The 12,582-nt window shown below is 53.8% G+C and carries 9 protein-coding genes; 3 read left to right on the top strand and 6 right to left on the bottom strand.

What is annotated here, in order from left to right; all coding sequences use genetic code 11:
• Positions 1-8 precede the first annotated feature (8 nt).
• The 4 genes from POTG_RS14735 to lspA all read right to left on the bottom strand — a co-directional run bounded on the left by POTG_RS14735 (position 9) and on the right by lspA (position 3,198).
• Complete coding sequence (locus POTG_RS14735; RefSeq protein WP_157273456.1) at positions 9-239, bottom strand: hypothetical protein; 231 nt, start codon at positions 237-239, stop codon at positions 9-11.
• 75 nt (positions 240-314) lie between these two features.
• On the bottom strand, positions 315-1,568 hold the full coding sequence (locus POTG_RS14730; RefSeq protein ID WP_009225625.1) for an LL-diaminopimelate aminotransferase: 1,254 nt from the start codon (positions 1,566-1,568) through the stop codon (positions 315-317).
• Between the two features lie 191 nt (positions 1,569-1,759).
• On the bottom strand, positions 1,760-2,707 hold the full coding sequence (locus POTG_RS14725) for an RluA family pseudouridine synthase (RefSeq protein ID WP_009225624.1): 948 nt from the start codon (positions 2,705-2,707) through the stop codon (positions 1,760-1,762).
• Positions 2,704-3,198 (bottom strand): signal peptidase II, encoded by a 495-nt coding sequence (lspA, locus tag POTG_RS14720; protein ID WP_036645669.1) that lies wholly within the window; start codon positions 3,196-3,198, stop codon positions 2,704-2,706. The genes POTG_RS14725 and lspA overlap by 4 nt, the downstream gene beginning before the upstream one ends.
• A 209-nt stretch (positions 3,199-3,407) precedes the next feature.
• On the opposite strand from lspA, the gene POTG_RS14715 reads away from it, so the two are divergent.
• Positions 3,408-4,145, top strand: coding sequence for a TraR/DksA C4-type zinc finger protein (locus POTG_RS14715; protein ID WP_009225622.1), 738 nt, complete (start codon positions 3,408-3,410; stop codon positions 4,143-4,145).
• Here the strand turns inward: POTG_RS14715 and POTG_RS14710 are convergent.
• Entirely contained in the window at positions 4,132-4,494 is a 363-nt protein-coding gene (locus tag POTG_RS14710; RefSeq protein WP_009225621.1) for a DUF5665 domain-containing protein, read from the bottom strand. The two genes, POTG_RS14715 and POTG_RS14710, sit on opposite strands and share 14 nt — an antisense overlap.
• Positions 4,495-4,648: 154 nt before the next feature.
• Positions 4,649-7,744 carry an isoleucine--tRNA ligase gene (ileS, locus tag POTG_RS14705; RefSeq protein ID WP_009225620.1) on the bottom strand — a complete coding sequence of 1,032 codons (3,096 nt, stop codon included), beginning with the start codon at positions 7,742-7,744 and terminating at the stop codon, positions 4,649-4,651.
• A gap of 704 nt (positions 7,745-8,448) precedes the next feature.
• On the opposite strand from ileS, the gene POTG_RS14700 reads away from it, so the two are divergent.
• Both POTG_RS14700 and POTG_RS24410 read left to right on the top strand, forming a co-directional pair.
• Positions 8,449-11,559, top strand: a complete 3,111-nt coding sequence (locus POTG_RS14700) for a family 78 glycoside hydrolase catalytic domain (protein WP_009225619.1) — start codon at positions 8,449-8,451, stop codon at positions 11,557-11,559.
• Between the two features lie 111 nt (positions 11,560-11,670).
• Positions 11,671-12,582, top strand: a 912-nt coding sequence (locus POTG_RS24410; RefSeq protein WP_036645632.1) for an AraC family transcriptional regulator, incomplete at its 3' end; no start/stop codon positions are given.

Genomic DNA, 12,582 nt, shown 5'->3' with positions numbered 1-12,582 from the left:
AGAACCCATCAGCACCACAGCAGCAACAACATCAGCAACAGCATCAGCAACAACATCAGCAACAACATCAGCAACAACATCAGCAACAACATCAGCAACAGCATAATCAACAGTAGCCCCCAGCTCCAGCAGAACCTGCACAGCACCGGCACACCACCACTAGCATCAAAAGCATCAGAATCAGCAACACAAACACCAACACTAGTATCAGCCACCAGCAGCAACAGCGGAATCCTCAAATCACACATCCTCCACACAAATCAAAAAACGCCCCTTGGATCAACCCAAGAGGCGTTATGGTCTAATTTCTTCTCTTAAAAAATAAACTTCAAATCGCCAAGGCGGCGTTTGATTTCGGAAATGACGCGGCGTTCTTCTTCTTCACCGTCGGCGATAAACGTCACGGAGAACCGCACGTAATGGCCGGCATCGTCCCACGGCACCGTGGAAATCAGCTTCTCCCGGATCAAGAACTGCGAGAAGTCTTCGGCCGTCTCAAACGTTGGTCCGCCTTCCACACCCTTCGGCGCTTGCACATAGAGAAAGAACGATCCCTTCGGCTTCTTCGCCTTAAAGCCCAAGTCGTTAAGGGCGTTCACCAGCAGCTCGTGGCGGCGCGAATATTTCTCAGCGATGCGCTCCGTGATTTCCGGATGGGCCAGCCCGTAAGCTGCCGCTTTTTGAATTGCGATAAACTGGCCGGAATCGTTGTTGTCCTTCACGTCGCTGAACGCTTTAATGATCAGCGGGTTGCCGGCAACAAACCCGATTCTCCACCCCGTCATGTTGTACGACTTGGATAAGGAGTGCAGCTCGACACCTACGTCCTTCGCCCCTGGCACGGACAAGAAGCTCAGCGGCTTCAAGCCGTCATAAGTCAAAGCAGCATACGGTGCATCGTGTACGATCACGACATGATATTTCTTCGCCCAGTCCACGACTTTGGCAAAAAACTCCTTTGTCGCGCTCGCGCCCGTCGGATTGTTCGGGTAATTCAAATACATCAGCTTGGCCTTACGTGCGATCTCTTCCGGAATCGCGTCCAAATCCGGCAGGAAGTCATTTTCCTCCGTCAACGGCACCGTATAAACCTCGCCGCCCAAATACTTCGTATGGGTCCCGATAATCGGGTAACCCGGCACGGTCATAATCGTGATATCACCAGGATTGATGAAGCAAGAAGGCAGCATGGCGATCGCCGGCTTGGAGCCGATCGAGTGCACCACTTCCGTAACCGGATCGATGCCTTCAACGCCAAAAACATCATGAAGATACTTTGCCGCCGCTTCCTTGAACTCGGCGATACCGTTGTCAGCGTACCCGCGGTTCTCGCGTTTCGCTGCTTCCTCCGCCAGCTTGGCCACGATGCCGGCATCGGCCATGTCGTCCGGTTCGCCGACGCCCATGTCGATCAGCTCAATATCAGGAAAATCCTTCTTCGCAGCTGCTTTGGCACGTTTGATTTTCTCAAATTTATAAATAGCGGTGTCTTTGCCGTAATTTGCCCCGCCAATGCGCTCTGCAAATTGCTGTTGAATATAAGTTTCCTGTCCATTCAGCGTACTCATCTCAAACGTCCATCTCCTTCGTATTCATGAAAAAATCCATCCTCAAATGGTTCGAACTCGCACTTTAAATATGCAGGAATTCGGCCTATTTAGAGAATGGATTAATCACCTGATCGTTTGTACTTTTTGATCAAGCTGTCTCCTGGAGGTGAACATTTTATAGGTTGAACAACCATTTCTGAACAATTTTCTTAACGGTTTCTTAATGATTGCAACACATTTTCCATATCCGCAGGGATCGGCGCGCTGAACTCCAAATACTGTCCGTCTTCCGGATGATCAAACCCCAGCACAGCGGCATGCAACGCTTGTCCGTCCATTTTGATTCCTTTGCTGCGTCCATACAGCGGGTCTCCCACCAACGGATGGCCGATAAACTTCATATGCACGCGGATTTGATGCGTTCGTCCGGTTTCCAGCTTGAGCTCAAGCAGCGTATAATCGCCAAACCGTTCAACCACTTGAAAATGCGTTACCGCATGCTTGCTGTTCCGTTCAATCACTGTATACATTTTGCGGTCATGGGGATCGCGGCCAATCGGCGCATCCACCGTGCCTTGGTCATGGCTGACGTTGCCATGCACCAGAGCATAATATTTCCGCGTCACCGTATGTGCCTTCAGCTGAGCCGCCAACGAGGCGTGCGCTTTATCGTTCTTAGCCGCCATGATCAGGCCCGACGTGTCCTTGTCGATCCGATGCACGATCCCAGGCCGAAGCTCGCCGTTGATGCCCGACAGGTCCTTGCAGTGGAACATCAAGGCGTTCACCAGCGTCCCGGAAGTATGACCCGGTGCCGGGTGCACAACCATGCCGCGCGGCTTGTTGACGACGATGACATCACTGTCTTCATAATAAATTTCGAGCGGAATGTCTTCGGGCACGATTTCCGTTGGCTCTGCCTCCGGAATCACCAGCACGATGCGGTCGCCTTCTGCCAGCTTGTAATTTGCTTTCACCGGGGCCCCGTTTACAACCAAGTTCCCCGCTTCAATCCACAACTGAATCTGGCTACGAGAGAACTCTTCACCCAGCTGCGTTTTTGCATATTTATCGATTCGCTCTTTCGCGTCGGCCGGTCCGGCCACCCACTCGAGCTTCTCCTCTTCAAAATCCTCTAGTGTTTGATCCAAACTCATACGTTTTCCTCATGCTCCTGTTGAGCTGCGGTCTGCTTCTCCCGGCGAAGCTCCAGCAGCGAATCCAAAATGATCAGCGCCACGCCAACAACAATGCAGGAATCCGCAACGTTAAAAATCGGGAACGTGTACGAACCGAAATTAAACATCAGAAAATCAACGACTTCCCCGCTGACGGCACGATCGAGGAAATTGCCGATTGCCCCGCCAAGCACCAGAGACAACGCCACCGGCAGCATTTTGTTGGGTTGATTTTTTACTTTAAGCAAATACCAGACGATCCCAATCACCACAACCGTAGTCACCACAATAAAAAACCAGCGCTGATTCTGCAAAATGCCAAACGCCGCGCCGCGGTTCCGATGGGAGGTAATCAGGAAAAAGTTGCCGATCACCGGGATCTGTTCCCCGATCGTCAGTCCGGTTGCAATCCAATATTTCGTGCCTTGATCAACCAGAAAAACGATTAATGCAATCAAAAAGTATACCACGCGGTCCGTCACCTCGTTTTTCATTTCCCGCTCGCAACAAGCGGCAGGATATTCCTCTTCTAAGCCTTGTATATTGTAGCACAGCCGGAAATGGCCCGTCCATGCGCGAAAGGATTTTCCTTAGGTATTTCGTCATGGTTCTGCACAAAATACCGCTAGGAGAGACGTTACAAATCACCGCTCTAGATGCAGGAAGGAAGGAGCAACACATGCCGCATTTGACGAAAGCCCAACTCGCGGAGCTTACCGCAAAACTGCAGGAAACCAAGTCCGCTTTAACCGAACAGTTGTCGGATAATGACCATTACGGTATGAATGAATCGATGCGCGATAATACCAATGAGCTGAGCCAGATCGATAATCACCCCGGGGACCTCGGTTCGGAAGTCTACGAGCGGGGAAAAGACCTCGCGCTCGCCGAGCATCATGAGCTGCATTTGGCCCGGGTCGAGGATGCGCTCGAACGGATCGAGGACGGCAGCTACGGCTACTGCGCGACGTGCGGCAAGCCGATCAGCTACGAACGGCTCCGTGCGATCCCGGAAACGGCCTACTGCAAGGATCACAGCCCCCAATCGTTCGTGTCAGCCAAACGGCCGATTGAGGAAATCTTCTTGTCCCCTCCTTTTGGCCGCACGAGCCTGGATGAACGCGAGGACCAAAATGGCTTCGACGGGGAGGATGCTTGGCAAATCGTCGAGAGCTACGGTACTTCGAATTCACCGGCGATGGCCGAGGACCGGGAAATCGATGATTATAACGATATGGAAATCGAAGCATCCGAAGAGCTCGACGGATTTGTGGAGCCTTACGAGTCCTTTGTTGCCACCGATATTTACGGCAAAAACGTCTGCTTTTACCGCAATGGGGTTTACCGGAAACATATGAGTGCCACGGAGCATTTGGATAGCGAAGATTCGCTCGGAACCGGCCCTAATACGTATTAAGCTCCAGCTGTCTTTGCACGATCCGCACGATGTCCGCGATATAGTCGCCGATGATCGGCAGATTCAGCGCCCCCAGGATCTGCAGGATGTAGATGATCGTTGCCGCAAAAAAGGTAAACCCGATTGCGATCCCCACCCCCCGGGCTGTTCCGGACAACAGGTTCAACCAGATCAAGCGCCACGGGCGGTTTAGCAGTTCGGTGTATTCGGCGATCCGCGATTTCTCTAGCTGCCTGGTCCAATTCAAGGTCAGGCGGTATACGGCGTTCATCTGCTCCTCCGGCGTTTTTGGCAAAGGTTCCGCCGCCGCAGGTACCGCAGGTTCAGGCCTCGGTTTTCGACGAATCATTTACACCCCATCCTTTGCTCCCCAGTGTATCCCAAAACACAAACGAGCCCGTTCTCCATCCCGAGAGACCGCAGGCTCGTTTGCTTCAATTACTAATATTATGACCTTCCTGGAAAAGCTCCATTCAGGCGAATCTGCCATTTCCCCTTAACGGTTAAGCATCAATCGAAATGGCGATCGTTTTACTGCCGAGATCCACCGTTTCTGCCGGGCCTTGCGGCTTGCCGAAGGCGACGTCCGTGATCAAGACGTTCTCACGCAGCACATGTTCAAACGCGGTGATGGCCGCTTTTAATTCATCGTCAACATCCAAGGTGAGGTGTACCCGTTTCTCGATCGGCAGATCGAGCTTCTTACGGGTATCCTGCACCGCGCGGACGACTTCACGCACCCAGCCTTCTTGTTCCAGCTCCGGCGTGATGTCCGTGTTAAGCGCAACGGTTATGCCGTAACCGGAAGCGGAAGCGTAGCCCGGCTTTGCTTGTTTCTCAACGAGCAATTCGTCCGCAGTAACCGTCAGCTCTTCGCCTTCCGGCGAGGTCACGGTAAATTGACCTTGCTCCACGATGGCGCGGGTTTGCTCCGGTGCGAGATTCTTCAGGTAGCCTTGCAGGAAGCCGATGTTTTTGCCGTATTTCTTGCCGGCCACCTTCAGGTTCATCTTCAGCGTGAAATCAACGAACCCGCTGTCGCTCGTTTCGATCTCGATCGCTTTGACGTTGATCTCTTCCTTGATGATGTCTTCGTATTCACTCACCGCAAACTCCCGGTCCATGGAGACGATCAGGCTGGACAACGGCTGACGCGTTTTGATGCCGCTCTCGTTGCGGACGTTGCGGGCCAGCTCAACGATTTGCCGTGCGCTCTCCATGTCTTGTTCCAGCGCCAGATCGATCAGCGATTCATCCGCTTGCGGATAATCGGCCAGGTGGACGCTTTCCCCGCCGCCCAGGTTGGTGAAAATATCCTCGGCGATCAACGGCGCAAACGGAGCGATCACCTTGGAGACCGTGAGCAACACGTGAGTCAGCGTTTGGTAAGCGGACAATTTGTCTTCGTTCAGGCCGCTGCCCCAGAACCGGTCGCGGGAGCGGCGGATATACCAGTTACTGAGCTCATCGATAAACCCTTCGATCGCTTGCGAGGAGTTCACGAAGTCGTTAACCGCCAGGCCTTTGTCTACCACCTGAATCAAGCTGTTCAGACGGGACAGAATCCAGCGGTCCAGCTTATTCTCGGAAGGACGGTAAGCGTGCTCCTCCGGTTTGTAGCCGTCGATGCCGGCGTAGAGCGTCAGGAACGCATGGGTGTTCACCAGCGTATCCACGACTTTGGATTTGGCTTCAGCTACGATGCCTTTGGAGAACCGTTTGCTGTTCCAAGGCGCACTGTCGGACAAGAGTGCCCAACGGAATGCGTCCGTGCCAAACTCGTTGATGATTTCCCAAGGATCGATGACATTGCCTTTGGATTTGGACATCTTCTGCCCGTTTTCGTCCAGCACGTGGCCGGTGGCGATGACGGCTTTGTACGGCGCTTTGCCGGTGAACAAGGTAGACACGGCCAGCAAGCTGTAGAACCAGCCGCGCGTTTGGTCGATCCCTTCGCAGATCATGTCCGCCGGGAATTGCTCCGCGAACGTCTCTTGGTTCTCAAACGGATAATGATGCTGGGCAAACGGCATCGAACCGCTGTCGAACCAAACGTCGATGACTTCGCTCGTCCGTTCCATCACGCCGCCTTCGCAATGCGGGCAATGCACCTTCACTTCGTCGACATATGGCTTATGCAGCTCCAGATCCTCACTGACATGGCCTACTGCATGCTCACGCAGCTCGGCGATGCTGTGCGGTGCGAACTGCCCGCCGCAATCCGGACAAACCCATACGTTCAGCGGAGTACCCCAATAGCGGTTCCGGCTGATGTTCCAGTCGACCAGCTCTTCGAGGAACTTCCCGAAGCGGCCTTCACGGACATGCCCTGGATACCAATCCACAGAATTGTTGTTGGCGATCAGCTGATCCTTCACTGCCGTTGTTTCGATAAACCAGCTCTCCATCGCATAGTAGAGCAGCGGCGATTTACAACGCCAGCAGAACGGATAGCTGTGCTCGTATTTCTCTTTGCTGTACAGCGTTCCTTGCTCGGACAGCATCTTCACGATGTCGAGGTCGCAGTCCTTGACGAAGCGGCCGGCAAAATCAGTCACCACATCCGTATAACGACCTTGGCCGTTCACGACGCTGACGAAGGTGATGCCGTTCTCGCGGCAAGTACGATAGTCGTCTTCCCCGTGAGCCGGTGCCATGTGAACGATCCCTGTACCGCTGGCATCGGTAACAAACGAAGCGCCAACGATCACGTTGATGTTCTCCGCCTTGATATAGGTGAACGGCGGCGTATAGGTTTTGCCTACGAATTCCGAACCTTTATGCGTCGACAATACCGTGTAATCGCCTTTCATGACTTTTTCAACGAGGTTCTTCGCAACGATATATACGCCGTCTTCCTGCTGCACTCTAGCGTATTCCATGTCCGGATTCACAGCCAATGCCACGTGGGACGGCAGCGTCCAAGGCGTGGTCGTCCATGCCAGCACATATTCGCCGGTGTCGTTCAGCTTAAATTTCGCTGTGGCGCTGAGATCCTTCACGTCCTCATATCCTTGCGCCACTTCGTGGGAGCTGAGCGATGTTTGGCAGCAAGGGCAATACGGGCTGACGCGATGACCGCGGTACAGCAAGCCTTTGTCGTGGATCGTTGCCAGGATGTTCCACACGCTTTCGATGTAGCTGTTATTCAGGGTGATGTACGGATCGTCGAGATCCACCCAGTACGCAATCGCTTCGGTAAATTCGCGCCATTGCTTTTCGTAGCCAAACACGCTGTCTTTACATTTTTTCACGAATTCCTCAATGCCGTATTTCTCGATTTCCTGCTTGCCGGAGATGCCAAGCTCCTTCTCCACGCCCAGCTCTACCGGCAATCCGTGCGTATCCCAGCCCGCTTTGCGGACTACGCGATAGCCTTTCATCGTTTGATAGCGGCCAATGAAGTCCTTGATAACGCGGCCCAGCACGTGCCCGATATGCGGCAATCCGTTAGCCGTAGGCGGTCCTTCAAAAAAGACGTAGTTCGGCCGGCCCGCCCGATTTTCGATACTCTTTTTAAACGTATTTTCTCGGCTCCATTTGTCCAGAATCCGCAGGTCGCGCGCCCGCGCATTTTCTTTGACGTCAACCTTCTTCATGTTTCTCTTCCTTTCTTTAATCAGCCTGAAAAATAACAAAGCCCCGTCCCTAGAAGGGACGAGGCATTAGCTCGCGTTACCACCCTTGTTTCATGCGCTTGGCTCGCAGCCGCCCGTAAGGACGAGACCACAAATAGGCATGACACCTTGATCCCATACGCTTCATATGGGGTCGGTATAACGGCCGACAGCCGGCAAAGCTTACTACATCGGATTTTGATCACGAAGCAGATCAAGTAGCTAATTCGACATCGAATCTTGAATTCAGCCGAGTCTTCCGTTGCTCACGTAGGTCTTCCTACGCTCCGCTACTCAGCCTCTAGCTTCATCCAACCTTCTCGGTGCTGAAAATCCGATTTAGAAGAGTTCAGCCTTGCTTCTCCGGGAGGATCTTCCGTCCGTGCATTGAACGTTGGCTTTCAGCAGGATGCCAACTCTCTGGGGAACAAACATCACGGCGTACTGGTCCCATCATCGAATGATTCGTTATGCAAGTACAATATGTAAATAGTTATATCGTATTTGCCTTCCTCATGTCAACATCCTGCCCTCAACCTGGGTTTCCGCCCTGAAGACAAGTCATGATTGCCCTGGAAATGTCCGTTCTCCCCCTCCATTGTACATTTTCCCCCTCCTCTGTTCCTTCGATGCCTCTTTTATAATGAAAGGGATTACAATTCATGTGAGAAGGAGCGAGCATACCGATGGAGACCCTCTGGCAAGGAAAATGGATCTGGCATTCCGGTGAATCCAGCCCGCGCAACGAGTGGCGTTGTTTCCGCAAAACATTTGCGTGGACTGCAGCCCATAGCGGGCGAGCCGCGATCAAACTTACGGCGGACTCCAGATACGTACTGTACGTAAACGGGCAGCGGATTGGGCAAGGCCCTCCGCGCTCCTGGCCGTTTCGGCTGGCTTATGATGAATACGACATCGGCCATTTGCTGAGACCGGGACAAACGAACGTCATCGCCATCATGGTGATGCATTTTGGGATCAGCAACTTCTATTATTTACGGGGACGTGGCGGATTGCTGGCCCAGTTGGAGCTTGGTGACAGCTCTCCAGCCCAATTAACAGACATACCCACTCCAGCCGCTAACTCCTCTAGGCCGCAAATCCTAGCAGCAACAGACGATACGTGGTTAACCGCTGTCCATTCAGGCCATGGCCGGCGTTCCCCGCGAATGTCCTGTCAGCATGCTTTTGCCGAGAAAATCGACGCCCGGCTGTGGGACGACAACTGGATCCAACCGGATTACCAGCCCGGTCCCGAGTGGCAACCGGCCACGGTGATCGGTCCGGCGGGCTGCGAGCCTTGGGGAATGCCGGTGCCGAGGGACATTCCTTATTTGACGGAGGAACCCGTATATCCCCGGCGCATTGAACGCCTGAGCAAGGTTAAGCCCGTTCAATATACGGCGGCCATCGACCTGCGCAATCAATTTTTTCAAGAGAGCACCGATACGGCGAACTCGGCCGAATTCCTTGGATTCCTCGCTACCGTTGTTCGCTGTCATCAGAAATGCACGGTTACGCTGGGGCTCATCGATGTTGGCGGGACTTTTCGGGGCTGCAGCCTGGACGGGGTTTGGTACGATGAGAAGTCACTGACGGGTGAAGCCCCCGAACGCTTCCTCCGCCTTGAGCTTGAGCCGGGAGAGCATTTTTTGCTGATCGATGTCAGCGGAGGGACGCACGGAGGCGGGCATCATTTTGCGGTGGATGCGGAGGTGCCGCTGGAGTTCTTATCGCCTCTCTCGTTCATTCAGGCAAACCCAAACGCTCAAGAAGGCGATTCGTCCGCATTTGTAACCCTCGGCCCCTTCGACGGCGGAATCCGTTACGACCATAAACCGAGTCCTCCGATGAATCAAGCGCATCCCGATTATTTGCGGGCCCGAGGGATTGCAGATGCAGCAGGTCTTGTGCCGTTTGCGAATTGGCTCCGTCCTGTGCCCAAAGCGCTGGTCAGCGAGGAGGATGTCTTTATCCTCTCCGTGTGGAAAAGGCATGAAGCTCCCCTGTCCATTCCAAATACGCTGCAACAAGCGGTGATTCCCAGTTTCGAGCTGGCAGAGGTCCCCTGGTATCCCGACGCGGATACCGAATTCGTGATCGACTTTGGCAAAGAGTTGTCGGGTTATTTAGAGTTCGAAGTCGAAGCACCGGAGGGAGCGATCCTCGATTTTTACGGATTCGAGTTTATGCATGAAGGTCGACGCCAGGATACCTATGGATTGGACCATACGCTTCGTTACATCTGTGCCGGGGGACGACATCGGTATACGTCTCCGGTGCGACGAGGTCTGCGTTACTGTCAGGTTACCGTACGAAACGCAGCGGTTCCTGTGCGCCTCCGGTACATTCGAATGCTGCAAAGCAATTATCCGATTGCCGAGATCGGGCAGTTCCAGTCATCGGATCCACGCCTAAATGACATTTGGCAAATCAGTCAACATACGACCCGGCTGTGCATGGAGGATACCTTCGTTGATTGTCCGATGTACGAGCAGACCTTCTGGGTTGGTGATGCCCGGAATGAAGCGCTGATCAACTATTATTTATTTGGGGCAGACCGGATCGTCGAACGTTGTCTTCGGTTGGTTCCCGGCTCCAAGTTTCAGACTCCGTTTTACGCCGACCAGGTTCCCAGCGGATGGAACAGCGTCATCCCGAACTGGACGTTCTTCTGGATTATCGCCTGCTTGGAACTGTATCGCTATAATGGGGACAAATCCTTTGCTGCGGATATTTTCCCCCACATCGAATACACCCTCAAGCATTATTTAGAGCGGCTGGATGAGCGGGGATTGCTATGGATCCGCAGCTGGAACCTGCTCGATTGGGCTCCGCTGGACCAGCCGAACGACGGCATCGTTTCGCACCAGAACATGTTCCTAGTGAAAGCGCTGATGTCCACCGCCGCTTTGGCCTCGGCCCTGGGCAATGACGAAGCCAAAGTGTTCTATACGGATCAGGCGAACCGCTTGGCGGCCACCATCAACAAGCATTTATGGTCGGAAGAACATCAAGCTTATCTCGATTGCATCCATACGGACGGGCGGCGCTCTGACATCTTCAGCATTCAAACGCAAGTCGTGGCCCTGCTGTGCGGCATTCCTGAACAGGCTAAGGACGAGAGCGTTCCGTTAAAAGAAGACCAAGGCTCCAACTCTGCAGCCGCTCATACAGTTGAAGCATCGCTCGCGGAGCGCCGGCTTGCTTCCGTTGAAAGACATATTCTGCATCCGCCCAGCTCCTTCGTGCAAATCGGCAGCCCGTTTATGTCCTTCTTCTATTACGAGGCACTCGCTAAGCTTGGCAAATGGGATGTGATGCTCGAGGATATGCGTGGCGGTTATGGGCAAATGATCGATTGGGGAGCAACAACCTGCTGGGAGATGTATCCAAACTTCACGGAAAACCGAGCAAAAGCCGACCTTCTGACCCGGAGTCATCGCCATGCCTGGTCTGCAGGTCCCGCTTATTTCCTAGGCGCTTACGTCCTCGGTGTACGCAGCCTGGAGCCCGGGTGGAGCCGGGTGCTCGTGGCACCACAGCCTTGCGGCGGATTGACCTGGGCGCGCGGCACCGTTCCCGTTCCGGGTAGCGGCAGAATCGATGTCTCCTGGCGTCTGGAATCCCCGGCAGCCGTTGCAGCGGAGGAAGGTCAAGCGCAACCCGGCCTGCCCCGGATGCATTTGCGGATCGTTTCCCCAGAGGACATCGATATCGAGGTTCAATCCCCAAGCGAGGTTGAAGTCGTGATTGAGCATATTCGTGTGGCTTCCGGTTCCAGTCCTTCAGTATAGGCAACGTAGTATCTTGCATCTTGCCTCTTCCCCGGCTTAGCGCATTCGAAATTGACCCTTGCCGAGGCTGACCCTATAATAGGGGCAACTGCAGCGAAGGAGGGATCACGGTTGTCTTTATACCGAGGGGAGAAGGTACTGGATGGGGCTGAATTTTTTACGGATTCCTTACCTTTTTACTTTAACCGGGTCGAGGAAACATTTGATCTGCAGATGCATAGCCATCGTTTCGTGGAGATTGTGCTTGTGGATGAAGGAGAAGGGTTTCATTTTATCAATGAGGACATTGTGCGCGTCACCAAAAACGATGTGTTTCTGCTCCCCGCCGGAACGAGGCATGTGTTTCGCCCCGGACATGCGGGATCTCGCCGTCCGCTGATCGTATACAACTGCTTATATGAGCCGGGCAAGCTGCTATCTTGCCTGGAACACCTGCCTGGCTTTCACGAGTTAATCCGCTCCAGGCCGTATTTGTTCGAGGGAGCTGCGCCCCCCTCTCCGGGATGGCTGCACTTGAGAGATGGAGGAAGTCCGTGGAATATCTGGTTTCGGGGCGCCTACCGTGAGTTTACAGAACGAAAGCCGGGCTATCTCCTTCAACTGTACGGCCGGTTTATCGAGCTGGCCGTCATGCTGGAACGTCATCTGGAGCGCCTTGGGTCCAGCTCTGCCGCGGAACCGGAAAATCGGATGATGGAGGAAGTCCTGCGCCGGATCGATACGGACTACGCTTCACGATTGTCTGCCCGGAGTTTTGCTGCAGCAACCCATCTCAGCGAACGCCATTTTCATCGATTGTTCCGGCAATACGCCGGTTGTACCTTTCACGATTATGTCCGGAACAAAAGAATGGAGAGAAGCCGCGAGCTGCTGGCCTCCACCCGGCTCCCTGTGATGGAGATTATGAGGAGTGTGGGTTACGCAGATAAGAAGCATTTTCTGTCCCTCTTTAAGCAATCGACCGGCGTCTCACCCACCGAATACCGACGGCAAGCCAGCCTGCATCATCCTCTTGAAGGCAAA

Origin of the sequence: Paenibacillus sp. oral taxon 786 str. D14, assembly GCF_000159955.1 — a bacterium.
GTDB classification, from domain to species: domain Bacteria; phylum Bacillota; class Bacilli; order Paenibacillales; family Paenibacillaceae; genus Fontibacillus; species Fontibacillus phoenicis.
The sequence above is the reverse complement of the archived record's forward strand: the minus strand, read 5'-3'. Positions and strand labels throughout refer to the sequence as shown.